Source organism: Streptomyces sp. NBC_01352 (assembly GCF_036237295.1).
In the GTDB taxonomy this organism is placed as follows: Bacteria; Actinomycetota; Actinomycetes; order Streptomycetales; family Streptomycetaceae; genus Streptomyces; species Streptomyces plumbiresistens.
This window is the reverse complement of the sequence record NZ_CP108354.1, coordinates 3,940,987-3,962,871: the sequence shown is the minus strand read 5'-3', so window position 1 is coordinate 3,962,871 and position 21,885 is coordinate 3,940,987. Positions and strand designations below refer to the sequence as shown.

Annotated in this window: 23 protein-coding genes; 16 read left to right on the top strand and 7 right to left on the bottom strand. The window is 70.7% G+C overall.

All coding sequences use genetic code 11. The features are described 5' to 3' along the window. The first annotated feature begins 121 nt into the window (after positions 1 to 121). From OG252_RS18340 to OG252_RS18330, 3 genes are all read left to right on the top strand, one after another. Positions 122 to 1,528, top strand: a complete 1,407-nt coding sequence (locus tag OG252_RS18340; RefSeq protein WP_329337291.1) for a family 2B encapsulin nanocompartment shell protein — start codon at positions 122 to 124, stop codon at positions 1,526 to 1,528. Positions 1,529 to 1,643: 115 nt separating this feature from the next. Then, entirely contained in the window at positions 1,644 to 2,768 is a 1,125-nt protein-coding gene (locus tag OG252_RS18335) for a family 2 encapsulin nanocompartment cargo protein polyprenyl transferase (RefSeq protein WP_443068412.1), read from the top strand. A 168-nt stretch (positions 2,769 to 2,936) separates the two neighbouring features. Continuing rightward, a complete protein-coding gene (locus tag OG252_RS18330; RefSeq protein ID WP_266433927.1) occupies positions 2,937 to 3,554 on the top strand; it encodes a GNAT family N-acetyltransferase in 618 nt (205 codons plus the stop codon). 434 nt (positions 3,555 to 3,988) lie between these two features. Here OG252_RS18330 and OG252_RS18325 read toward each other — a convergent pair whose 3' ends face one another. Then, positions 3,989 to 4,579: a TetR/AcrR family transcriptional regulator gene (locus OG252_RS18325; RefSeq protein WP_266433925.1), complete on the bottom strand. Its 591-nt coding sequence runs from the start codon at positions 4,577 to 4,579 to the stop codon at positions 3,989 to 3,991. 111 nt (positions 4,580 to 4,690) lie between these two features. Here OG252_RS18325 and OG252_RS18320 point away from each other — a divergent pair, with 111 nt between their 5' ends. From OG252_RS18320 to OG252_RS18300, 5 genes are all read left to right on the top strand, one after another. Beyond that, positions 4,691 to 5,275 carry a dihydrofolate reductase family protein gene (locus OG252_RS18320; RefSeq protein WP_329337288.1) on the top strand — a complete coding sequence of 195 codons (585 nt, stop codon included), beginning with the start codon at positions 4,691 to 4,693 and terminating at the stop codon, positions 5,273 to 5,275. A gap of 26 nt (positions 5,276 to 5,301) precedes the next feature. After that, positions 5,302 to 5,547 (top strand): hypothetical protein, encoded by a 246-nt coding sequence (locus tag OG252_RS18315; RefSeq protein ID WP_266433921.1) that lies wholly within the window; start codon positions 5,302 to 5,304, stop codon positions 5,545 to 5,547. A 142-nt stretch (positions 5,548 to 5,689) separates the two neighbouring features. Continuing rightward, positions 5,690 to 6,106, top strand: a complete 417-nt coding sequence (locus OG252_RS18310) for a YciI family protein (protein WP_266433918.1) — start codon at positions 5,690 to 5,692, stop codon at positions 6,104 to 6,106. A gap of 7 nt (positions 6,107 to 6,113) precedes the next feature. Beyond that, positions 6,114 to 7,340: an RNA polymerase sigma factor gene (locus tag OG252_RS18305; protein WP_266433916.1), complete on the top strand. Its 1,227-nt coding sequence runs from the start codon at positions 6,114 to 6,116 to the stop codon at positions 7,338 to 7,340. A gap of 9 nt (positions 7,341 to 7,349) precedes the next feature. Then, positions 7,350 to 7,673: a DUF952 domain-containing protein gene (locus OG252_RS18300; RefSeq protein WP_266433914.1), complete on the top strand. Its 324-nt coding sequence runs from the start codon at positions 7,350 to 7,352 to the stop codon at positions 7,671 to 7,673. A gap of 16 nt (positions 7,674 to 7,689) precedes the next feature. Here the strand turns inward: OG252_RS18300 and OG252_RS18295 are convergent, their stop codons facing one another. Then, a complete protein-coding gene (locus OG252_RS18295; protein ID WP_266433912.1) occupies positions 7,690 to 8,424 on the bottom strand; it encodes a VOC family protein in 735 nt (244 codons plus the stop codon). 125 nt (positions 8,425 to 8,549) lie between these two features. Here OG252_RS18295 and OG252_RS18290 point away from each other — a divergent pair, with 125 nt between their 5' ends. The 4 genes from OG252_RS18290 to OG252_RS18275 all read left to right on the top strand — a co-directional run bounded on the left by OG252_RS18290 (position 8,550) and on the right by OG252_RS18275 (position 12,745). Then, the gene (locus OG252_RS18290) at positions 8,550 to 9,704 is read left to right on the top strand and encodes an inorganic phosphate transporter (protein WP_266433910.1); all 1,155 of its coding nucleotides are present in this window, start codon (positions 8,550 to 8,552) and stop codon (positions 9,702 to 9,704) included. A gap of 18 nt (positions 9,705 to 9,722) precedes the next feature. After that, on the top strand, positions 9,723 to 9,968 hold the full coding sequence (locus tag OG252_RS18285) for a hypothetical protein (RefSeq protein WP_266433908.1): 246 nt from the start codon (positions 9,723 to 9,725) through the stop codon (positions 9,966 to 9,968). A 180-nt stretch (positions 9,969 to 10,148) separates the two neighbouring features. Beyond that, positions 10,149 to 11,945 carry a histidinol-phosphate aminotransferase family protein gene (locus OG252_RS18280; RefSeq protein ID WP_266433906.1) on the top strand — a complete coding sequence of 599 codons (1,797 nt, stop codon included), beginning with the start codon at positions 10,149 to 10,151 and terminating at the stop codon, positions 11,943 to 11,945. Beyond that, positions 11,942 to 12,745 carry a phosphatidate cytidylyltransferase gene (locus OG252_RS18275; RefSeq protein ID WP_266433904.1) on the top strand — a complete coding sequence of 268 codons (804 nt, stop codon included), beginning with the start codon at positions 11,942 to 11,944 and terminating at the stop codon, positions 12,743 to 12,745. The genes OG252_RS18280 and OG252_RS18275 overlap by 4 nt, the downstream gene beginning before the upstream one ends. Positions 12,746 to 13,187: 442 nt before the next feature. On the opposite strand, the gene sodN is transcribed toward OG252_RS18275, so the two are convergent. Then, entirely contained in the window at positions 13,188 to 13,583 is a 396-nt protein-coding gene (gene sodN / locus OG252_RS18270; protein WP_020123534.1) for a superoxide dismutase, Ni, read from the bottom strand. A gap of 144 nt (positions 13,584 to 13,727) precedes the next feature. On the opposite strand from sodN, the gene sodX reads away from it, so the two are divergent. Further along, positions 13,728 to 14,162, top strand: a complete 435-nt coding sequence (sodX, locus tag OG252_RS18265) for a nickel-type superoxide dismutase maturation protease (RefSeq protein WP_266448091.1) — start codon at positions 13,728 to 13,730, stop codon at positions 14,160 to 14,162. Here sodX and OG252_RS18260 read toward each other — a convergent pair. Next, the gene (locus OG252_RS18260; RefSeq protein ID WP_266433902.1) at positions 14,066 to 14,695 is read right to left on the bottom strand and encodes a CGNR zinc finger domain-containing protein; all 630 of its coding nucleotides are present in this window, start codon (positions 14,693 to 14,695) and stop codon (positions 14,066 to 14,068) included. The two genes, sodX and OG252_RS18260, sit on opposite strands and share 97 nt — an antisense overlap. A gap of 113 nt (positions 14,696 to 14,808) precedes the next feature. Here OG252_RS18260 and OG252_RS18255 point away from each other — a divergent pair, with 113 nt between their 5' ends. Beyond that, complete coding sequence (locus OG252_RS18255) at positions 14,809 to 15,585, top strand: class I SAM-dependent methyltransferase (protein WP_266433900.1); 777 nt, start codon at positions 14,809 to 14,811, stop codon at positions 15,583 to 15,585. A gap of 67 nt (positions 15,586 to 15,652) precedes the next feature. On the opposite strand, the gene OG252_RS18250 is transcribed toward OG252_RS18255, so the two are convergent. Genes OG252_RS18250 through OG252_RS18240 form a run of 3 tightly spaced genes read right to left on the bottom strand, consistent with a single transcriptional unit; the run spans position 15,653 to position 18,355 of the window. Further along, the gene (locus tag OG252_RS18250; protein WP_323185962.1) at positions 15,653 to 16,414 is read right to left on the bottom strand and encodes an amino acid ABC transporter ATP-binding protein; all 762 of its coding nucleotides are present in this window, start codon (positions 16,412 to 16,414) and stop codon (positions 15,653 to 15,655) included. After that, on the bottom strand, positions 16,411 to 17,358 hold the full coding sequence (locus tag OG252_RS18245) for an amino acid ABC transporter permease (RefSeq protein ID WP_266433898.1): 948 nt from the start codon (positions 17,356 to 17,358) through the stop codon (positions 16,411 to 16,413). Before OG252_RS18245 ends, OG252_RS18250 begins: the two co-directional genes overlap by 4 nt. Before the next feature lie 34 nt (positions 17,359 to 17,392). Next, the gene (locus OG252_RS18240; RefSeq protein ID WP_266433896.1) at positions 17,393 to 18,355 is read right to left on the bottom strand and encodes an ABC transporter substrate-binding protein; all 963 of its coding nucleotides are present in this window, start codon (positions 18,353 to 18,355) and stop codon (positions 17,393 to 17,395) included. 719 nt (positions 18,356 to 19,074) lie between these two features. On the opposite strand from OG252_RS18240, the gene OG252_RS18235 reads away from it, so the two are divergent. Further along, positions 19,075 to 20,298 carry an NAD(P)-dependent malic enzyme gene (locus OG252_RS18235; RefSeq protein ID WP_266433895.1) on the top strand — a complete coding sequence of 408 codons (1,224 nt, stop codon included), beginning with the start codon at positions 19,075 to 19,077 and terminating at the stop codon, positions 20,296 to 20,298. A 575-nt stretch (positions 20,299 to 20,873) separates the two neighbouring features. Continuing rightward, positions 20,874 to 21,839, top strand: a complete 966-nt coding sequence (locus OG252_RS18230; protein ID WP_329337278.1) for a zinc-binding dehydrogenase — start codon at positions 20,874 to 20,876, stop codon at positions 21,837 to 21,839. Positions 21,840 to 21,885 lie beyond the last annotated feature (46 nt).

Sequence of the window (21,885 nt, the reverse complement as noted above, 5' to 3'; positions counted from 1 at the left end):
CGGTGATCCATTCCCGCTCGTTCGTGTAATAGCACCGGAACGGTCCGTGATGGAAGGCTTGTGCGTGGAGATCGACGCGTGGCGCAGATCAGCGCCGGGCAAACCGGGAGGGCAATTCCTTATGTCGGTAGGCGAAGAGGTCCGCACCGAGCAGGACAGGCCGCAGCAGAGCCTCGGCACGGCGGCCGCGCGGAACCTGGCCACCACCACCAAGTCCGTACCGCAGATGCAGGAGATCAGCTCCCGCTGGCTGCTGCGCACGCTGCCCTGGGTGAATGTGCAGGGCGGCACGTACCGGGTGAACCGGCGACTCACCTATGCCGTGGGGGACGGCCGGGTGACTTTCGTGAAGACCGGTGACCGCGTCGAGGTGATCCCCGCCGAGTTGCGCGAGCTTCCCGCACTGCGGTCCTACGAAGACGAGGAGGTGCTCACCGAGCTCGCCCGGCGCTGCGAGCAACGGGAGTTCGACGCGGGGGCGGTGATCGCGGAGTTCGGCAGCCAGACCGACGAGGTCTTCCTGCTGGCGCACGGCAGGGTGGAGAAGGTCGGCACCGGCCCGTACGGCGACGACGCGGTCCTCGGGGTCCTCGCCGACGGCGCGTACTTCGGCGACCAGGGGCTCCTCGACCCGGACACCATCTGGGAGTACACGGCCCGGGCGGTCACCGCCTGCACGGTGCTCGTCCTGCCCCGCACGCATGTCGAGCAGGTCGCGGAGCGCTCCGAGTCCCTCAGCGGACACCTCCAGGAGCTGCGCGCGATCCCCTCGCAGCGGACCAACAAGTTCGGCGAGAAGGAGATCGACCTCGCGGCCGGCCACGACGGCGAGCCGGACATCCCGCACACCTTCGTCGACTACGAGGCCAGGCCCCGCGAGTACGAACTGAGCATCGCCCAGACCGTACTGCGCATCCACTCCCGCGTGGCCGATCTCTACAACCAGCCGATGAACCAGACCGAGCAGCAGATCCGGCTGACCGTCGAGGCGTTGAAGGAACGCCAGGAGCACGAGCTCGTCAACAACCGCCAGTTCGGGCTGCTGCACAACTGCGAGTACGACCAGCGGCTCCAGCCGCACGACGGCGTGCCCAGCCCCGACGACCTGGACGAGCTGCTCAGCAGGCGGCGCGGCACCAAGCTGCTGCTCGCCCACCCGCGCGCGATCTCCGCGATCGGGCGTGAACTCAACAAGCGCGGCCTCGTCCCGGAGACCATCGAGGTGGCCGGCAACCGGATTCCCACCTGGCGCGGCGTGCCGATCTACCCGTGCAACAAGATCCCGGTCACCGAGGCCCGTACGACCTCGATCATCGCGATGCGTACCGGCGAGGCCGAGCAGGGCGTCATCGGTCTTCAGCAGGCAGGCATCCCGGACGAGATCGAGCCGAGCCTGTCGGTGCGCTTCATGGGGATCAATGAGCAGGCGATCATCAAGTACCTGGTGACGGCCTACTACTCGGCCGCGGTCCTCGTGCCGGACGCGCTCGGCGTCCTGGAGAACGTCGAGATCGGCCGCTGGAGGTGACGTTCGCGCACCTGAAAGCTGTGTCCCCGCCCTTCGGGGCGGGTACACCCCGGTCGTACGCGCCCAGCCACAGCGCAGGCGCGCCACGGTCCGCGGACTCTCCGAGGGGGACCCCATGGCCGAGTTCATGACGGAGACGAAGCAGGGCGTCGGCGCACAGCCCACCGGACAGTGCGCCGGACACCCCAGCGGGCACTCCGCGGGCGCGCATCCGCTCGACGGGCACGAGGCGGGGGTGATCCTGGAGCGGGCCCGCACCTCGGTCGACCCCGAGCTGCGTTCCGCACTCGAGTCGCTGCCCGGCTCCATGCGCCGTGTCGCGCTCTACCACTTCGGCTGGGAGCAGGCGGACGGCAGCCCGGCGGCGGGCAACGCGGGAAAGGCCATACGCCCCGCGCTCGTTCTCGCCGCGGCCGCGGCACTGGGCGGACCGGGGGCGCGGACGGCGGCCGTACGGGCGGCCGCGGCGGTGGAACTGATCCACAACTTCACGCTGCTGCATGACGACGTGATGGACCGGGACACCACCCGGCGGCACCGGGCCACCGCGTGGACCGTGTTCGGGGACGCCGACGCGATCCTCGCCGGGGACGCGCTCCAGGCGCTCGCCCTGCGGCTGCTCGCCGAGGATCCCCATCCGGCGTCCGCGCGGGCCGCCGCCCGGCTCGCGGACTGTGTCGTCGAGCTGTGCGCCGGCCAGCACGCGGACACCGCCCTGGAGCTGTGCCGCCCGGGCGATGTCACCCTCGACGAGGCGCTCGCCATGGCCGAGGCCAAGACGGGAGCGCTGCTCGGATGCGCCTGCGCGCTGGGCGCCCTGTACGCGGGGGCACCGGAGGAGGACGTCGAGGCGCTGGACGCGTTCGGCCGTGAGGCCGGGCTCGCCTTCCAGCTCATCGACGACGTGATCGGCATATGGGGCGATCCCGGCAGCACCGGCAAGCCGGTCGGTGCGGACCTCGTCGCCCGCAAGAAGTCTCTGCCGGTCGTCGCCGCGCTCACCTCCGGCACGCCGGCGGCCGGAGAACTGGCCGAGCTGTACGGCGTTCCGTACGAGGAGGGGGACCTGGAGCGGACGGTTCTCGCCGTGGAGCGGGCGGGCGGTCGCGACTGGGCACAGGTCCAGGCCGCCGACCGCATGGCCCGCGCCATGCAGGAGCTGGCCCGCGCGGTGTCCGACCCGGAGGCGGCGGGCGGGTTGCTGGCGCTGGCGGAGTTCGTGACGCGGCGCAGCAACTGAAGTTACCCCCGGAGCCGTCGGGGCCGTGCGGTCCTGACCCCGCGCGGCTGTCGGCGGCTCCGGTCGGGCGGGTCCCGCACATCCCCACGGTGTGCGGGCCTTCGCCCGTTCGTCCCGATAGGCTCAACGCTCGTACGGCCAAGGGTAGTTGACGCGAAGGGGCGGAAGATGGGCGTGGTGATCCGGACAGCGAGCGCGGACGACCGTGAGCTGGTCGTCCGACTGCTGGACGCGGCCTTCCAGGACGATCCGGTCAGCCGTTGGGTGTTCCCCGGCGACGAGCACCGCCGTACGACGCACCCTGGGCTGATGGCCGCGTTCACCGACATCGTGCTCGCCGAGGGTCGTGTGGACGTCACCGAGGACGGCACGGCGTGCGCGCTGTGGCTGTCCGTACCGGCGGCGGACGACCACGGTCGGGGCGACGGCCGGGACACCGGCGAGGACGACGGCCCCGCCCAGGTGCGCGCCGCCGTCGACCCCGACAACGAGCGCGTCGAAGTCATCGGCCGCCTCACCGCCGACATCCACCCCTCGGGCCGCGCCCACGCCTACCTGTGGATGATCGGCGTCGCCCCCGAGCACCAGGGCGAGGGCCTGGGCACCGCGCTCATCGCCTCGGTGCTCGACCGCTGCGACCGCGAGGGCCTGCCCGCCTATCTGGAGGCCAGCAACGCCCGCAGCCGCAAGCTCTACGAGCGCCTCGGCTTCGAGCTCGTCGGCGCCCCCCTCGACCTGCCGGACGGCCCACAGATGTGGCCGATGTGGCGCGAGCCGCACAGCTGAGCCAGGTCCTCCGGTGTTCCGGCATCCGACAGTTGAGCCGCGTCTTCGGTATGCCGGCACCCGGCAACTGAGCCCGGCCTCCGGTATGCCGCCCCGGTACCTGAGTCCGGCCTCCGGTATGCCGCCCCGGTACCTGAGTCCGGCCTCCGGTATGCCGTCCCGGTACCTGAGTCCGGCCTCCGGTATGCCGTCCCGGTACCTGAGTCTGGCCTCCGGTATGCCGTCCCGGTACCTGAGTTCGGCTTCCGGTATGCCGTCCCGGTACCTGAGTCCGGCTTCCGGTATGCCGCCCCGGTACCTGAGTCCGGCCTCCGGTATGCCGCCCCGGCAGCTGAGCCCGGCCTCCGGCACGCCGTCCCCGCACCTGAGCACCGCCTCCCGTCGCACCTGAGCCCCGCCTCCCGTATGCCGCCCCCACAGCCCCACCCTCCCCGCTACCCCTCCGGCACCACCGTCGCCGCGATCCGTTCCACCAGCCCCTCCGGCACGCTCACCCCGGGCAGTACGCCGTCCAGGACGCCCGGCAGGGTCAGGTGTTCCAGGATCAGTCCGAGCATCGCGAGGTAGAGCACGGTGACGGTCTCGTCGCCGCCGGGCAGGCCGGCGTCCCGGTGGAACTCCATGCCGTACTCCAGGTCCCCGCGCACCGACTTGGTGTAGGAGGCGAGCAGTCCCGGGCGGCGGGTGGCTTCGAGGCGCATCTCCAGGAGGGCGAGATAGCCGGTGCGGTCGCGGGTCGCGCGAGCCATGAGGTCGTGCATGAAGGCGGTCACCAGTGAGCGGTCCCTCGGTCCCTTCAGCAGGTCGGCCATCACCTCGGGGTCGGGTGCGAGCCGCACGTGCACCCGGGCGTCGATCTGTCGCAGCAGGTCGTCGCGGTCGGTGAAGTAGTTCGAGGCCGTCCCCACCGGCACCCCCGCCTCGGTGTCCACCGCGCGGAACGTCAGCCCGCGCGCCCCCTCGCGCGCGAGCACCTCGACCCCGGCGTCCACGAGCGCGGCCCGCCGCTCCGGATTGCTGGCCATACGGAATCCCCTCTGCCACTTGATTCCGTGCCCGGAATCCCCTTGCAACCACTACAAGTGAAGTACTACAAATGAAGTTGTTCGCCGGACAGCCTACGAAAAGAGATCGGCTTGCGAAAGCTCACCTACTTCATCGCCTGCTCCATCGACGGGTTCATCGGGGACCCGGGCGGCGACGCGACGACCATGTACCGCTTCGTCGACGAGGAGTTCTTCGAGTTCCTCGGCACCGAGTATCCGGAGACCATCGCGACCCCCGGCCGTCGGAGCATCGGCATCGACGACCGGCCGAACCAGAAGTTCGACACGATCATCCAGGGCCGCGCCAGCTACGACATCGCGTTCAAAGAGGGCATCACCAGCCCGTACGCCCACCTGCGCGAGTACGTCGCCTCGCGCACCCTTGAGGAGTCGCCGGACCCGAACGTCGAGATCATCGCCGACGACCTGGTCGGGAAGGTGCGCGCACTCAAGGCGGAGGACGGCGAGTTCGGCATCTACCTCTGCGGCGGCTCGGTGCTCGCGGGCGAACTGCTCGACGAGATCGACGAGCTGGTCATCAAGACGTACCCGATCGTGCTGGGCACCGGCATGCCGATGTTCGGATCCGGGTTCGCGGTCACCGACTTCGAGCTGGACTCGGTGCGCACCTTCAAGAACGGGGCGCTGGTGCGGACGTACAGCAGGAAGCGCTGAGGCCCGGCTCGCCCTACTCTGAAGGCATGGACAGCGACGCACATGCCTGTCCCGCATGCGGACAGCCCGTCGATACAGTCGTCCGGCGTCACAAGACGCTGGGCGCGTGGGTCCCGGTATGGGTGCCCGGCCCGTGCCGCAACCCGAAGTGCGAGGCGTACGTCGACAAGGCCGCGGAAGAGGCCGCGGCCGACGACAAGCACCGCACCCCCGTGACGAAGACGCCCGTGACGAACACCGCCACGGACACCGCCGACACGAAGAAGACCTGAGCCGAGTCCAGGAAAAAGCGGGTCGAAGAAAAAGCCGAGCCGAGTTGTCGAGAACCCCCGACCGGCTCCGACGTCCCCTGTGAGAGCCGCCCACCACGGGCTGGCCGAGGCGAAGACGCCGAAGACGCGAAGGAGCGAACTCATGAAGTACCTGGTCATGGTGCAGGGAACCCAGGCGGACTACGAGGCGATGAGCGGCAAGGCGTCCCCGGGCTCCCCGGCCTGGAACGAGCAGGATCTCCAGACGATGTACGCCTACATGGAGGCCATCAACAACGACCTCTCCGAGACCGGCGAGTTCGTCGACGGGCAGGGCCTGGCCGAGCCCGCGAAGACCCGAACGGTCACGCTCGGTGACGACGGCAAGGCAGTGATCACCGACGGCCCGTACAGCGAGACCAAGGAGCTGATGGCCGGCTACTGGGTGCTGGAGTGCGAGAGCCTGGAGCGCGTCACGGAGATCGCCGACCGCATCACCCGCTGCCCGCAGCCCGAGGGCGCCCCCGACTACCCGGTGGTGATCCGGCCCATCCTGGAAGGCGCCGGGGACATCTGCTGACCCGACCGTGAGCACCGGCCGCGAGATCGAGGACCTGCTGCGCCGCCACGCGCCGCAGGTCCTCGGCGCGCTGGTCAGGCGGTACGGCCATTTCGACGCCGCCGAGGACGCCGTACAGGAGGCACTCCTCGCGGCGGCCGGGCAGTGGCCCTCGGCAGGGGTGCCGGACAACCCGCGCGGGTGGCTCATCAAGGTGGCCTCGCGGCGGCTGACCGACGCTCTGCGGGCGGAGGCCGCGCGGCGGGCGCGGGAGGAGAAGGCGGCGGCACTCGCCCCGCGCGACGCGTTCACGTCACCACCCCCGGGCGTGGAACGGGCGCCCCGCGAGGACGACGCCCTCTCGCTCCTCTTCCTGTGCTGCCACCCCGATCTGCCCCCGCCCGCGCAGATCGCGCTCACCCTGCGCGCGGTCGGCGGCCTCACCACGGCGGAGATCGCCCGCGCGTACCTCGTCCCCGAGGCGACCATGGCCCAGCGCATCAGCCGCGCCAAGCAGAAGGTGCGCGGGGTGCGCTTCGGGCGGCCGGACAACTGGGCCGAGCGGCTGCCCGCCGTCCTGCAGACCCTCTACCTGATCTTCAACGAGGGCCATACGGCGACCTCCGGCCCCGCCCTCCAGCGGCGCGACCTCGCCGGCGAGGCGATCCGTCTGACCCGTACGGTCCACCGCCTTCTCCCCGACGACGGCGAGGTGGCCGGCCTGCTGGCCCTGACGCTGCTCACCGACGCCCGCCGCGATGCCCGCAGCGGCCCGCACGGCGAGCTGATCCCCCTCGACGAGCAGGACCGCGACCGCTGGGACAAGGCCGCGATCGAGGAGGGGGTCGCCCTGGTCACCCGCGCTCTGAGCCACGGCCCCGCCGGCCCCTACCAGGTGCGGGCCGCCATCGCCGCGGTGCACGGCGAGGCGCCGACCGCCGAGGCGACGGACTGGCGGGAGATCCTCGGCCTGTACGACGTCCTCGTGCGCCTGGTCCCAGGGCCCGTCGAGCGGCTGGGCCGTGCGATCGCCGTCGCCATGGTGCGGGGGCCGCGAGCCGGGCTCGCCGAACTGGACGCCCTGGAAAGCGAGTTGCGCACGGGCCACCGTCTGGACGCGGTCCGGGGTCATCTCCTGGAACGCGCCGGCTCGTACGAGGAGGCCCGCGCCGCCTACGAATCGGCCGCGGCCAAGACCCTGAGTCTGCCGGAACAGCGCTACTTGAGGGCGCGGGCGGCCCGCCTGAGCCCGTAACTTGATCCCATGACCAGCCCCACGCCCATCCTGCACCTCACCGAGCGCTCCCTCTGGGAGGCCGCCCGCGCGCGAGGCACGTACGAGATGTCGACCCGCGGCCGCACCCTTCAGGAGGAGGGCTTCATCCACTGCTCGACCCGCGCCCAGCTCCCGCGTACGGCGGCAGCCTTCTACGAGGGCGTCGAGAATCTCGTGGTCCTCGTCGTGGATCCCTCCCGCCTCGACGTGCCGGTGAAGTACGAGGCGGCGAAGCCCGGCGGCGAGGAGTTCCCGCACGTGTACGGGCCCATCCCGGTGGGCGCCGTGGTCGACGTGGAGGCGTGGGACTAGGCACGGAAAGGTGGGACTAGGCGGGAAGCCCGCCCGTCTCCGGGTCACGGCCCGTCAGGCAGTACGTGCCGCCCGCCGGATCGCGCATCACCGTCCAGTGGCGGCCGTGGGCCACGAGTTCCGCGCCGAGTCGCTGGTGTTCGGTGCAGGTCGCTCCGATGTCCGCGCAGGCCAGGTCCAGATGTGCGGAGACGGGCCGTTCCTCGCCGAGACGCTGGAGGAGGATGCGGATCGGCAGCCCGGGCGGCGGCTTGACCACATGGAACTCGGGGAGCGATCCGGGCAGGGACTGCCAGTCGGGCAGCAGCGCGCCCCAGAAGGCCACCTCGGCGTCGTACGCGGACGGCGGGACGTCGACACACACCTGGTCGAGCCGGCTGTCCTGCACCACCGGCGGCCGCACCGATTCCCCGTGCCAGGGCACGGCACAGAACAACTGCCCCGCAGGCGACCGCAGCACGGCCCACCCCTCGTGCTCGGCGGCCATGGACGCTCCGCACCCCACCGCCGACGTCACGAACTCCGGTACGTCCGCCACGGCGAAGTCGAGATGCGCGCCCCCTGTGCCGTCCGCCACGCCCTGGACCTTCACGCAGGCGTCCGTGCCGTCCGGCACGAGGGTCGCGAACTCGCCCCGTTCGCCGCGGGGTTCGGACAGTCGCGTGTCCGTGACGGCCGTCCAGAACTCCTGGACCCGGCCGAGGCCCTGGGCGGGCCGGTCGATGAAGGCGTACGTCCAGCGGATGCTCATGCGGTGATCGTAGGCGGGGGACCGGTGCCCCGCGGGTGCGGTCTCCCTCACCCGGGCGCGTGGACCTGGAACAGCCTTTGCCTTCAGTTCGCCGGGGATTGGCTTCGGCTTGTTTGCATTGCGGAATGGACCACATCACGTTGCTGGTGGCCGTCGTCATCGTCACGGCGCTCGCCTTCGACTTCACCAACGGCTTCCACGACACGGCGAACGCGATGGCCACGTCCATCGCCACGGGGGCGCTCAGGCCCAGAACTGCCGTACTGATCAGCGGGATCCTCAATGTGGTGGGTGCCTTCCTGTCCACCGAGGTGGCGAAGACGATCTCCGGCGGCATCGTGGACGACACGCTCGTCACGCCCGGGATGATCTTCGCGGGCCTGGTCGGGGCGATTCTGTGGAATTTGCTGACGTGGCTGGTCGGGCTGCCGTCGAGTTCGTCGCACGCGCTGTTCGGAGGGTTGATCGGGGCGGTGTGGGTCGGCGCCGGCTCCCACGGCGTGCACTTCGACAAGGTGGTCGAGAAGGTGCTGATCCCGGCCGTGGCCTCGCCGGTGGTGGCGGGCGCCGCGGCGCTGATCGCCACCTACCTCGCCTACCGGCTCACCGCCCGGGCCCGCGAGAACTCGGTGACGAAGGGCTTCCGGCTCGGCCAGATCGCCTCCGCCTCCCTCGTCTCCCTCGCCCACGGCACGAACGACGCCCAGAAGACCATGGGCGTCATCACCCTCACCCTGATCTCGGCGGGGGCGCTCGGGCACGACGCAGGTCCGCCGGTGTGGGTGATCGCGTCGGCGGGGCTCGCCATCGGCCTCGGTACGTATCTCGGGGGCTGGCGGATCATCCGCACCATGGGCAAGGGCCTGACCGAGATCCAGTCGCCGCAGGGCTTCGCCGCGGAGACGGCCTCCACGACCGTCATCCTCACCTCCGCGCACCTCGGCTTCGCCCTGTCCACCACACAGGTGGCATCGGGCAGCATCCTCGGGGCGGGCCTCGGCCGGCGCCTCGCGGAGGTGCGCTGGGGCATCGCGGGCCGGATGGTGCTGGCCTGGCTGGTCACGCTGCCCGCCGCCGCGCTGGTCGGCGGGGTCTCCGCGAGCGTGGTCAAGCACGGCGGCAACGCCGGCACGGTCGTGGTCGCCCTCGTCGGCGCCGCCGTCGCCGCGGGCATCGTCGCCGTCTCCCGCCGCAACCCGGTGAGCGCGCACAACGTCAACGACGCCCACGAGGTCGCCCTCCGAGCCACCGAGCCGACGCGTGTCGGTACGGCCGCCTGAGCCAAGGGAGTTCACACCATGAGCATCGACTGGACCGCACTCGGCCAGGTCACCGCCGTGAGCGTCGGGGTCACCGTCGCCGTGGTCGTCGTCTTCGCCCTCGGCATCCTCGGCCTCGCCCGCTTCGAGGGGGCGCGGGAGGGGGCGCGGGAGAGCAACGGCGGCACCTCGGCGGTCGGCCTCGCCCAGGCCGGCCTGTGCTTCCTCGCCTGCGCGGCGGTGGTGGCGTACGGGATCTATCTGATCGTGCCGCAGTTCCACTGACACGGCTTCAGGCAAGAGACCGGGGCGCCGAACTCCGGCCGCCCGGGTCTCGGTCGACGGGACACACGGCGGACGACCGCGCCTGAGTACACGTACTCAGGCCGAGTGTGTCGCTCGGCCCTGGCGCGGCCGATCCGCGTTCCCCATGATGCAATCCTCCCTGCGTCAGAAGAGGTACTCATGGGCCGTGACCTGCAGCTGCGCTCCGCCACTCCGGAGGATCTCGAGTGGATCCACGAACTGCGTCACCGGGTGTACGCACAGGAGTTGGGCCAGCATGCGCCGGATCCGGCCGGGCGGCTGCGCGACGGACTGGACGGCGACAACGTCTACCTGGTCGCGGCGCGGGGCTCGGCACGCATCGGCTTCGTCAGCCTGACTCCGCCCTGGCTGGGGCGCTACGCCTTGGACAAGTACCTGACTCGTGACGAGCTGCCGCTGCTGACCGAGGACGATGTGTTCGAGGTGCGGATCCTCACCGTCGAGCCGCGCTGGCGGGCCTCCGCGGCGGCACCGCTGCTGATGTACGCGGCGCTGCGCTGGATCGCCGCCCGGGGCGGTCGCCGGGTGGTGGCGATGGGGCGCACCGAACTGCTCGCCATGTACCGGGCCGCCGGCCTGCGCCCGGTCGGCCGTACCGTCCACAGCGGTGCGTTGACGTTCGAGGTGCTGACCGGCAATGTGACCGAGCTGACGAAGACCACCATGGACCGCTACCGCACCACGCTGGAGCGTCTGCGGTCCGAGGTGGACTGGCGGCTGGACGTGCCGTTCGCACCCCGGCCGGACGGCTGCGAGCACGGCGGCGCCTCGTTCACGGCCGTCGGGACGGACTTCCGCAGCCTGCACAGGCGTCATCAGGTCGTCGCGGCAGACGTGCTGGACGCCTGGTTCCCACCGGCCCCCGGGGTGCGGGCGGCGCTCGCGGACGATCCGGACTGGGCCGCCCGGACCTCGCCGCCGACCGGTGCCGAGGGCCTGCTGGCGGAGATCGCCGCGGCCCGGGCGCTGCCGACCGGGACGCTCGCGGTGGGCGCCGGTTCGTCCGACCTGATCTTCAGGGCGTTCGGCCAGTGGCTGACCCCGCAGAGCAGGGTGCTTCTGATGGACCCGGGCTACGGCGAGTACGCCCACGTCACGGAGCGGGTGATCGGATGCCGGGTGGACCGGTTCCGGTTGCGCCGCGAGGACGGCTGGCGGATCGATCCGGCCCGGCTGTCCGCTGCCGTCGCCTCCGGCCGCTACGACCTCGTGGTGGTGGTCAACCCGAACAACCCGACCGGACGCCACGCACCGGCCGCGGAACTGCGCTCCGTGATCGCCGCCGCACCGGCTCGAACCCGTTGGTGGATCGACGAGGCATACCTCGGCTATGTCGACATGACCGAGTCGCTCGCCGGCCTCGCCGCGGCGGACCCGCGGGTGGTGGTCTGCAGCTCGCTGTCCAAGATGTACGCCCTGTCCGGTATGCGGGCCGCGTACCTGGTGGCCGAGCCGACCACCGCGGCGCGGCTACGGCTGCGGACACCGCCCTGGCCGGTCAGCCTCCCGGCACAGCTGGCCGCGGTGGCAGCCCTGCGCGACCCGGCGTACTACAGCGCCTGCTGGCTGCGCACCCACGCGCTGCGCCGGCAACTGGCCGCCGACCTGGCCGACCTGGCCGACCTGGACTGTTTGGACGAGGCCCTGGTGGTCGAGGAGGGCGTGGCGAACTTCCTCACCGTCACCCTGCCGTCCGGCGGGCCGAGCGCCGCACAGCTGGTGGCCGAGTGCCGCCGCCGTGATGTCTACCTGCGTGACCTGTCGCCGATGTCCTCGGAGTACCAGGGGCGCACCGTGCGCATCGCCGTCAAGGACACCGCCGAGAACGCGCGCATCGTGGCCGCCTGTCGGGCCGCCCTGGACGCCCTACGACCGCGTTCGGCCTCGCTCCCTTCGATGCCCGAGGGCGTTGCCGCCGCCGGAGCCGCTCGGTGATCACCGTGGCCTCCCTGGCGCCCTACCTCGGTGGGGCGCTGGTGCTCGGCGGCATCGCGGTGGCTGCGTCCCGGCGCCGCGAGCTGCTGATCCGGTGGTGCGCCTGGGCGGTCGGAGTGCCCCTGGTCACCGGTGCGTTCTGGCTGGGCCGCCCGGGCGCCGCGGCCGTCGCCATCGCGGTCGGGGTGATCGCGGTGCTGGAGTTCGGCGGGCTGATGCGGCTGGGCCGGCCGGACCGGGCGGTGCTGGCCGCGGCGGTGGCGGGCGTGGTGCTGACCGCCTGGCTGGCGCCCGGGCAGGAGCTCCGGGCGGGCGCGATCGGGGCGCTCGCGGTGGCCGCGGTGCCGCTCCTGGCCGGTGACGCCGACCACGGCCTGCACCGGCTCGGCGCCGGGCTGCTCGGGCTGGCCTGGCTGAGTGTGCTGGCCGCGCTGGTGCCGCTCGGGGCGAGTGCGCTCGCGTTGTTCATGGCGGTCTCGGTCGCCGACATCGTGGCGTACTTCGCCGGTCAACGGCTGGGCGGGCCGCGGCTGTCGCCCCTCTCCCCGGCCAAGCGGTGGAGCGGGACCCTGGCCGGGGCCGCGGCCGGCCTCGGCGTGCTCGCCGTGCTGTCCGTGCTGAGCTGGCCGACGGCGGTTGCGGTGGCGGTCGGCGGCCCGGCCGGCGACCTGCTCGAATCCATGGTCAAGAGAGGTGTGCAGACGAAGGACGCCGGCCACTGGCTGCCCGGTTCCGGCGGCCTGCTGGACCGGATCGACTCGCTGCTCGTCGCGCTGGCCGTCCTGCTCGTTCTGCGCTGACCTGTGCCGAGGGCCCGACGGTGGGCGGATCGCGACCGTGATGCGGCCGCGGCCGCATCCTCCGGCGCCGACGGTGAGGGCGACGACGCCGAGGGCGACGAGGGTGCCGCGGCGGTCAGGTCGCGGACGGCCTGCCGCCTGCCTCGGCGGGGAAGTCGTCGCTGCCGAGCAGCCGTTCGCCGACGTACGGACGTCGGCGGCGGGGGACCTCGTGCGACCACGCTCGTTCGCGTCGCTGATGGCGCGAGTGGTGGGCAGCGTGCCGCGCCGGCAGGGATCGGTGATCTCCTCGGCGCGCAGGGCGGCATGAGGCACGCGGCCGGCTGCGCGGGCCGACACGGCGAAGGGGCCCGACCGGAGTTCGTCCGGTCGGGCCCCTTCGGGTTGCCCACAGACCCGCGATGGTGCACCGATCGCCGGTCGGGCGCAGGCTGACGGAAGGTCAGGCCTTCTTGGTCTCCCAGAAGATCTTGTCGATCTGGGCGATGTAGTCAAGGGCCTTCTGGCCCGTGGCCGGGTCGGTCGACGCCTTGGCGGCCGAGAGGGCCTTCAGGGCGTCGTTGACCAGCTGGTGCAGCTCCGGGTACTTCTCGAAGTGCGGGGGCTTGAAGTAGTCGCTCCACAGCACGGAGACGTGGTGCTTCGCCAGCTCGGCACGCTGCTCCTTGATGACGGTGGCGCGCGCCTGGAAGTGCGGGTCGTCGTTGGCGGCCATCTTTTCCTGGACGGCCTTGACCGACTCGGCCTCGATGCGGGCCTGGGCCGGGTCGTACACGCCGCAGGGCAGGTCGCAGTGGGCGCTGACCTTGACCTTGGGGGCGAACAGGCGGGAAAGCATGCGCAATCCTTCCTCGTGATCGTCTTCTCAGGTGCGACATTACTCCCCGAGGGAAGGGATTTCGCGAGTGCCCCCATGGGCTTAGGACAAAAGTCCGGGGTCAGACTGAGACTGGTGGAGGAACGGACCGGGGAGGTGCCGGCGATGCCGGAGCTGTCGCAGGAGACCGAGCGCAGGGGGGCCGTACTGCCTTTCGGGCTGGCCGAGGTGACCGGGCCGTCCATGGTGCCCACGCTCAGTCACGGGGATCAGCTCGTCGTGCAGTGGGGGGCCCGGGTCAGGCCCGGTGACGTGGTCGTCCTGCGCCATCCGTTCCAGCAGGACCTGCTCGTCGTCAAGCGGGCCGCGCAGCGGCGCGAGGGCGGCTGGTGGGTGCTCGGGGACAACGCGTACGCCGGCGGCGACAGCACCGACTACGGGACGGTGCCGGACGAACTGGTGCTCGGCAAGGTCCGGTTCCGCTACCGGCCGCGCAGGCCGGATCAGCGCTCGCCGTTCGCCGCGGTGCGCTGGGCGCTGTCGGCCGCGAGGCCGGTCTTCTCCGACCGGTCGGCCTCCAGGCGCTTGCGGGCGCGGTAGGCCGCCACGTTGGCGCGGGTGGCGCAGCGGTCGGAGCAGTAGCGCCGCGAGCGGTTCGTGGACGTGTCCAGGTAGGCGTTGCGGCACGGCGCGGCCTCGCACAGGCCGAGGCGGTCGACGCCGTACTCGGTGAGGTGGAAGGCGAGGCCCATCGCCGCGATGGCCGCGTAGCCCGCGGTCGCGTTCGACGGGTGGTCCGCGAGGTGCATGTGCCACAGCGGGCGGCCTTCGTCGTCCCGGTAGTCGTGGCCGGAGATCTGCGGGCTCACCGGGAACTCCAGGAGGAGCGAGTTCAGCAGGTCCACGGCCAGGGTCTCGCTGCCGGCGTCCGCCGCCTCGAAGACCGCCCGGAGCCGGGCCCGTACGCCCCGGAAGCGGGTGACATCGGCGTCCGTGGCGCGCCGGGCCACCCCCTCGTTGCCGCCGAAGAGGTCGTGGATTGCCTCGACGGATGTCAGAGCGTCCTTGCCCCGGGCCGGTTCCTCGCTGTTGACGAGTCGTACGGCGTAGTCCGAGTAATAGGCCAGTTCCACTTGTAGTCCTTACGGAGGCGTTCTATGGTCGTCGTGCGGACGGGGTAACAGCCGGTCGTGCATCCAGGGTATTACGTGACGTCTATGACGTGACATCGTGACGGAGGGGCTCGATGACGGACACGAACACGGACACCACCACGGCCGGTACCGACTGGCAGGCCTGGCAGCAGAGCTGGGACCGGCAGCAGGAGTGGTACATGCCCGACCGGGAGGAACGCTTCCGGATCATGCTCGACATGGTCGAGGCCCTCGTCGGCACCACCCCGCGCGTCCTGGACCTCGCGTGCGGCACGGGAAGTATCACGGCCAGGCTCCTCGCCCGGTTCCCGGAGGCCACCAGCACGGGCGTCGACCTCGACCCGGCGCTCCTCGCCATCGCCGAGGGCACCTTCGCGGGCGACGAGCGGGTCTCCTTCGTCACCGCCGACCTCAAGGACCCCGACTGGCCGTCGAGGCTGCCGTACGAGTCGTACGACGCCGTCCTGACCGCCACGGCCCTGCACTGGCTGCACAGCGAACCCCTCGCGGCCCTCTACGGTCAGGTCGCGGAACTCGTCCGCGACGGCGGTGTCTTCATGAACGCGGACCACATGATCGACGACACCACGCCCAGGATCAACGCGGCCGAGCGGGCGCGGCGGCACGAGGGCATGGAACAGGCCAGGGCCGACGGCGCCCTCGACTGGGCCGAGTGGTGGCAGGTCGCCGCCAAGGACCCCGTCCTCGCCGGGCCCACGGCCCAGCGCTTCGCGATCTACGGCGAGCACGCCGACGGTGACATGCCGTCCGCCGCGTGGCACGCGCGCGTGCTGCGCGAGAAGGGCTTCGGGGAGGCGCGTCCGGTGTGGTGCTCGCCTTCGGACACGCTGCTGCTGGCGCTGAAGTAGCGACGGAGCGTATGGCAAGGGGCGGTACGGAGATCTCCGTACCGCCCCTGCTCTGTTCAGCGAAGCGTCACAGCACCTTGGACAGGAACGACTGCGTCCGCTCGTGCTGCGGGTTCGTCAGGACCTCCCGCGGGTCGCCGGACTCGACCACCACGCCGTCGTCCATGAAGACCAGGCTGTCGCCCACCTCGCGGGCGAAGCCCATCTCGTGGGTGACGACGATCATCGTCATGCCGGACTCGGCGAGGTCGCGCATGACGTCGAGGACGTCACCGACCAGCTCCGGGTCGAGGGCCGAGGTCGGCTCGTCGAAGAGCATCAGCTTCGGGTCCATCGCCAGCGCGCGGGCGATCGCCACGCGCTGCTGCTGGCCGCCGGAGAGCTGCGAGGGATAGGCGCTCGCCTTGTCGGCCAGCCCCACGCGCTCGAGCAACTGGCCCGCGCGCTCCCGGGCCTGCGCCCTGCTGACGCCCTTGACCTGGACCGGCGCCTCCATGACGTTGTCCATCGCCGTCATGTGCGGGAACAGGTTGAAGCGCTGGAAGACCATGCCGATGTCCCGGCGCTTGACCGCGACCTCGCTGTCCTTCAGCTCGTACAGCTTGTCGCCCTTCTGGCGGTAGCCGACCAGCTCGCCGTCGACGTACAGACGGCCCGCGTTGATCTTCTCCAGGTGGTTGATGCACCTGAGGAACGTGGACTTGCCGGAGCCGGAGGGGCCGATGAGGCAGAACACCTCGCCGGACTTCACTTCCAGGTCGATGCCCTTGAGGACCTCGACCAGACCGAAGGACTTGTGGACGCCTTCGGCCTTCACCATGGCGGTCATGCGGTACCTCCCGCCGACTTCGAACGGCTCGACAGGGACAGCAGATTCGCCCTGATCTTCTGCAGCGGCGTGGCCGGCAGGCTGCGGCTGGAGCCGCGGGCGTAGTAGCGCTCCAGGTAGTACTGGCCGACACTGAAGATCGAGGTCAGCACCAGGTACCAGGCCGCGGCGAGGAACAGCATCTCGGCCGGGGCGCCGGAGGTCTGGCCGATGTCCTGGGCGACGCGCAGCAGCTCCGAGTACTGGACGACCGACACCAGCGAGGTCGTCTTCAGCATGTTGATGACCTCGTTGCCCGTGGGCGGCACGATCACGCGCATCGCCTGCGGGACGACGATCCGGCGCAGCGTCTTGCCGTGGCTCATGCCCAGCGCGTGCGACGCCTCGGTCTGGCCCTCGTCGACCGAGAGCAGACCGGCCCGGCAGATCTCGGCCATGTAGGCCGCCTCGTTGAGGCCGAGGCCCAGCAGCGCCGTCAGGAACGGGGTCATGAACTGCGACCACTCGTCCTTGTAGATCGGCCCGAGGTTGATGGTCTCGAAGACCAGGCCCAGGTTGAACCAGACGATGAGCTGGACCAGGACCGGGGTGCCGCGGAAGAACCAGATGTAGAACCACGCGATGGACGAGGTGACCGGGTTCTTCGACAGGCGCATCACCGCCAGCAGGATGCCGCCGACGACGCCGATGAGCATGCACAGCACCGTGAGCAGCAGCGTCTTGCCCACGCCGCTGAGGATGCGGTCGTTGAAGAAGTAGTCCGGGATCGCCCCCCAGTTGATCCTGCCCTGGGAGAACGCGTAGATGACCCCGCCCAGCAGGGCGAGGGCGATGACGGCGGAGACGTACCGTCCGTAGTGACGGACCGGGATGGCCTTGATGGCCTCCGGGCCGGCCGGCGGGGTGTCCGCCGGCCCGTCCGTCTTGTCGATGTCAGCAGTCACGGGTGTTGCCTTTCAGTGGCCGCAGGCCGCGCGGTCACTTGCCGCCGTTGATGGTGGCTTCCTTGACGGCGCCGTCGGCGACGCCCCACTTCGTGATGATCTTGTCGTACTCGCCGTTCGCGATGATCGCGTCCAGCGCGGCCTTCAGGGCGTCCCGCAGCTGGGTGTCGTTCTTGGCGACCGCGATGCCGTACGGGGCGGCCTCGACCTGCTCGCCGACCAGCTGGAAGTCGTTGCCCCCGCCGGAGGTCTTCACGGCGTACGCGGCGACCGGGAAGTCGGAGGAACCGGCGTCGGCGCCGCCCGCGCGCAGACGGGTCTGGGCCTGCTGGTCGTTGTCGAAGGCCTCGATGGCGATCGTCTTGCCGCCGGTGCACTTCTTCGACTCGGCCTTGGCGAGGTCCTCGGAGACCGTGCCGCGCTGCACCACGATCTTCTTGCCGCACAGGTCGGACCAGGACTTGATGCCCTGGTCGTCGCCCTTCTTGGTGTAGATCGAGACACCGGCGGTGAAGTAGTCCACGAAGTCGACGCCCTCGCCGACCTTCTTGCCGGTGTCGGAGTCGACGCCTTCCTGGCGGTCCTTGGTGTCGGTCATCGCGGACATGGCGATGTCGTACCGGTCCGAGCGCAGACCCGTGATCAGCGTGTCGAAGGTGCCGTTCTCGAACTCGAACGTCACGCCGAGCTGCTTGCCCATGGCGGCCGCGAGATCGGGGTCGATGCCGACGGTCTTGCCGGAGCTGTCCTTGAACTCGACCGGCGCGTACGCGATGTCGGAACCGACCTTGATGACGCCCGCGTCGCGGATCTCCTTCGGCAGCTTGTCGGCCAGCGGGGCCGCGCTCGCCGAGGGGGTGTCGGTGCTGTCCGAACCGCTGTCATTGGTCTGGTCACCGCAGCCGGTGAGCAGCAGCGCGCCTGCGACCGCGATCGCACCGACCGCTGCTAGCCGGGAGTGCACGGCGGTCGTACGACGGGTGGAGCTTGCGGTCATGGTGGGTTCCTCCGGCGGATGGGTGGAGTTGCCGATGGGGCGGACGGCTGCCGATGGGTTCGGCAGCTGCCATGGGACCTCGGCTGGTGCTTGGGTCCTGGGTCGACGAGAGCACACGTCTTCGAGTGTCGCGACCTCGTGTGATGACCGCATCTTGCCATTCGGACGAAGGCATTCAGGGGCGCAGCGATGTCAAAATCGGATAACGGGTGACACCCGAACCACACCAGGTCGGTACATCCCGACCGCACCATCTGCGGGAATCCTCCCTTCCGGCCGCAAGATCTCCGGTACATCTCGGGAGGCGGGCGCCGGGCCGGTGCAGGTCGGAGTGGGTTGAGCGGCGTTCAAGTACCCGTCAAGCCGATCTTGAGAGCTTGTGCCGGTATGTCCCATGATTCATGTCACCGGGTGAGTGGCGGGCAGGTGGCCGGTAAGTGGATGTCCGCATTCCGCCGTGTGACCTTGCACGTATTGGACTCGTCCTCGGTGCGGTCCGTCCGGTAAGAAGGTTCTTTACACCCCTCATCCGGGGCTCAGGGCGCGTGTGCGGCGCGCCCGTCGCGTATGGCTCGTACGTACCCCGTGCGGGTGCAGCACCAGATGCAGCGCAGGTGCGGCAGCAAGTGCAGCACTACCAGGGCCGTACGCGGTGCCCGCCCACTTCTCAACCAGGAGTGGCCACCCTCAAACCATGAAGACCTAAGGGGTAAGACAAAGTGGCAGCGGAGATCGTCAATCCTCGCAGCGACAGCAGTACGGAGCAGGAAGGCGGGGCCGAGCCCCTCGATTCCATCGATCCGGCGTTCGCGCTGCACCGCGGCGGCAAGATGGCCGTGCAGGCCACCGTGCCGGTCCGCGACAAGGACGACCTGTCCCTGGCGTACACGCCCGGCGTCGCGAAAGTGTGCAGCGCGATCGCCGAGCAGCCCGACCTCGTCCACGACTACACGTGGAAGTCGTCGGTCGTCGCCGTCGTGACGGACGGTACGGCGGTGCTCGGACTCGGCGACATCGGTCCCGAGGCCTCCCTCCCCGTGATGGAGGGCAAGGCGATCCTCTTCAAGCAGTTCGGCGGCGTGGACGCGGTGCCGATCGCTCTGAACTGCACGGGAGTCGACGAGATCGTCGAGACCGTGGTCCGGCTCTCGCCGTCCTTCGGCGGCGTGAACCTGGAGGACATCTCGGCGCCGCGGTGCTTCGAGATCGAGCGCAAGCTCCAGGAGCGGCTGGACATCCCGGTCTTCCATGACGACCAGCACGGTACGGCCGTCGTGACGCTGGCGGCGCTGCGGAACGCGGCGAAGCTGACCGGGCGGGGTATCGGTGAGCTGCGGGTCGTCATCTCGGGCGCCGGTGCGGCCGGGGTCGCGATCGCGAAGATGCTGGTCGAGGCCGGTATCGGGGACGTGGCGGTGGCGGACCGCAAGGGGATCGTGTCGGGTGACCGGGACGACCTGACCTCGGTCAAGCAGGAGCTGGCCTCGTTCACGAACAAGGCGGGCATCACCGGGTCGCTGGAGGCCGCGCTGGAAGGCGCCGACGTCTTTGTCGGCGTGTCCGGCGGTACGGTGCCGGAGCCGGCGATCGCCTCCATGGCCAAGGGTGCGTTCGTCTTCGCCATGGCGAACCCGAATCCCGAGGTCCACCCCGATGTCGCGCACAAGTACGCGGCGGTCGTGGCGACGGGCCGGTCCGACTTCCCGAACCAGATCAACAACGTGCTCGCGTTCCCGGGGATCTTCGCGGGGGCGCTGCAGGTGCGGGCCTCCCGGATCACCGAGGGCATGAAGATCGCTGCGGCTGAGGCGCTGGCGTCGGTGGTCGGCGACGACCTGGCCGCGGACTACGTGATTCCGTCGCCGTTCGACGAGCGGGTTGCTCCGGCTGTGACGGCGGCTGTGGCCGCGGCGGCTCGGGCGGAGGGCGTGGCTCGGCGCTGAGGTTCTGTGCGGTGTGGCCCCGTCCGGTTGGGCGGGGCCATTTTTTACCTGCGGGACCGGCTGTTCGGGTGGGGTCGGGGTGCGTGTAGCGCCTTGCGTTGGGTGGTGGGTCGGGGCCGTGTCGGGGGGTGTCCGTCCTCGGAACGGCGCGGAATCGGTCGGCCAGGGAGGTACCGGCGTTGACGCGCCAACCGCTGCGGGCGGACACCCCCCGACACGGCCCCTTGCCGCCGTACGCGACTGCGGGCGCGTGCACCTTGCGACCGACCACCGTCACCTCTCGGCGCATCGAGCCACCCCGCCTGGGGCAGTCCAGTCCCCAGGCCGACGCTCACCCGCTGGGGGCGGAGCCCCTAGGGCGACGGTCGCTCCGCTCACCCTGCTGGGAGTGGAGCTCCTATGACGACGGTGGCTCCTCTGCCGACCGAGTCGGGTGGTGGGTGGGCATAGGCCGGGGGGCTGGGGGCGGAGCCCCCAGCAGGGGTCCGCAGGCATGCCGGGTGGGTTGACAAGAGGGTGTGTGTCACAGGGGTCGGCGGTTCCGCCCGCACGCCCGCAGCCCTATCGTCAAGGTCATGTTCGCTGTCTACGCCGCCCGAATCGACCGCGACCGGCCGCTCTCCGGTCTGGAGTTGGGGGAGCGCCCGGCTCCTGAACCCCGCCCCGGCTGGAGCGTCGTCGACGTCAGGGCCGCCTCCCTCAATCACCATGACCTCTGGTCCCTGCGAGGCGTGGGCCTCGCGGAGGACAAGCTGCCAATGATCCTCGGCTGTGACGCCGCCGGCGTCGACCAGGACGGCAACGAGGTCGTCCTGCACTCCGTCATCGGCCAGAGCGGCCACGGCGTCGGCCCGAAGGAGCCCCGCTCCATCCTCACCGAGCGCTACCAGGGCACGTTCGCCGAGCAGGTCGCCGTACCGACGTGGAACCTGCTGCCCAAGCCCAAGGAGCTCTCCTTCGAGGAGGCCGCCTGTCTGCCCACGGCGTGGCTGACGGCGTACCGGATGCTGTTCACGAACGCGGGGGTCCGGCCCGGTGACTCCGTGCTCGTGCAGGGCGCCGGCGGCGGTGTCGCCACGGCCGCCATCGTGCTCGGCAAGGCGGCGGGGCTGCGGGTCTTCGCGACCAGCCGGGACGAGGCGAAGCGGAAGCGGGCCGTCGAGCTGGGGGCCGTGGAGGCGGTGGAGCCGGGGGCGCGACTGCCGCAGCGGGTCGACGCCGTGATCGAGACCGTCGGCGCGGCCACCTGGTCGCACTCGGTGAAGTCGCTGCGGCCGGGCGGCACGCTCGTCATCTCCGGTGCGACGAGCGGTGACCGTCCCTCGCACGCCGAGCTGACCCGGATCTTCTTCCTGGAACTCAAGGTCGTCGGCTCCACGATGGGTACCAAGGACGAGCTGGAGGATCTTCTCTCCTTCTGCGCCGCCACCGGCGTACGTCCCGTCATCGACGAGGCGTTCCCGCTCGACCGGGCCCGCGAAGGCTTCGAACGGCTGGAGTCCGGGGAGCAGTTCGGGAAGATCGTCCTTACGAACGGCTAGTAGTTCTTGTGTTTCTGACGGCCGGTCCGGTTTCCGGGCCGGCCGT

What these genes read in the sequence shown, in the direction of transcription:
- OG252_RS18340 (WP_329337291.1), top strand. Translation starts at nt 122, where the DNA reads ATGTCGGTAGGCGAAGAGGTCCGCACCGAGCAGGACAGGCCGCAGCAG.
- OG252_RS18335 (WP_443068412.1), top strand. Translation starts at nt 1,644, where the DNA reads ATGGCCGAGTTCATGACGGAGACGAAGCAGGGCGTCGGCGCACAGCCC.
- OG252_RS18330 (WP_266433927.1), top strand. Translation starts at nt 2,937, where the DNA reads ATGGGCGTGGTGATCCGGACAGCGAGCGCGGACGACCGTGAGCTGGTC.
- OG252_RS18325 (WP_266433925.1), bottom strand. Translation starts at nt 4,579, where the DNA reads ATGGCCAGCAATCCGGAGCGGCGGGCCGCGCTCGTGGACGCCGGGGTC.
- OG252_RS18315 (WP_266433921.1), top strand. Translation starts at nt 5,302, where the DNA reads ATGGACAGCGACGCACATGCCTGTCCCGCATGCGGACAGCCCGTCGAT.
- OG252_RS18310 (WP_266433918.1), top strand. Translation starts at nt 5,690, where the DNA reads ATGAAGTACCTGGTCATGGTGCAGGGAACCCAGGCGGACTACGAGGCG.
- OG252_RS18300 (WP_266433914.1), top strand. Translation starts at nt 7,350, where the DNA reads ATGACCAGCCCCACGCCCATCCTGCACCTCACCGAGCGCTCCCTCTGG.
- OG252_RS18295 (WP_266433912.1), bottom strand. Translation starts at nt 8,424, where the DNA reads ATGAGCATCCGCTGGACGTACGCCTTCATCGACCGGCCCGCCCAGGGC.
- OG252_RS18290 (WP_266433910.1), top strand. Translation starts at nt 8,550, where the DNA reads ATGGACCACATCACGTTGCTGGTGGCCGTCGTCATCGTCACGGCGCTC.
- OG252_RS18285 (WP_266433908.1), top strand. Translation starts at nt 9,723, where the DNA reads ATGAGCATCGACTGGACCGCACTCGGCCAGGTCACCGCCGTGAGCGTC.
- OG252_RS18280 (WP_266433906.1), top strand. Translation starts at nt 10,149, where the DNA reads ATGGGCCGTGACCTGCAGCTGCGCTCCGCCACTCCGGAGGATCTCGAG.
- sodN (WP_020123534.1), bottom strand. Translation starts at nt 13,583, where the DNA reads ATGCTTTCCCGCCTGTTCGCCCCCAAGGTCAAGGTCAGCGCCCACTGC.
- sodX (WP_266448091.1), top strand. Translation starts at nt 13,728, where the DNA reads ATGCCGGAGCTGTCGCAGGAGACCGAGCGCAGGGGGGCCGTACTGCCT.
- OG252_RS18255 (WP_266433900.1), top strand. Translation starts at nt 14,809, where the DNA reads ATGACGGACACGAACACGGACACCACCACGGCCGGTACCGACTGGCAG.
- OG252_RS18250 (WP_323185962.1), bottom strand. Translation starts at nt 16,414, where the DNA reads ATGACCGCCATGGTGAAGGCCGAAGGCGTCCACAAGTCCTTCGGTCTG.
- OG252_RS18240 (WP_266433896.1), bottom strand. Translation starts at nt 18,355, where the DNA reads ATGACCGCAAGCTCCACCCGTCGTACGACCGCCGTGCACTCCCGGCTA.
- OG252_RS18230 (WP_329337278.1), top strand. Translation starts at nt 20,874, where the DNA reads ATGTTCGCTGTCTACGCCGCCCGAATCGACCGCGACCGGCCGCTCTCC.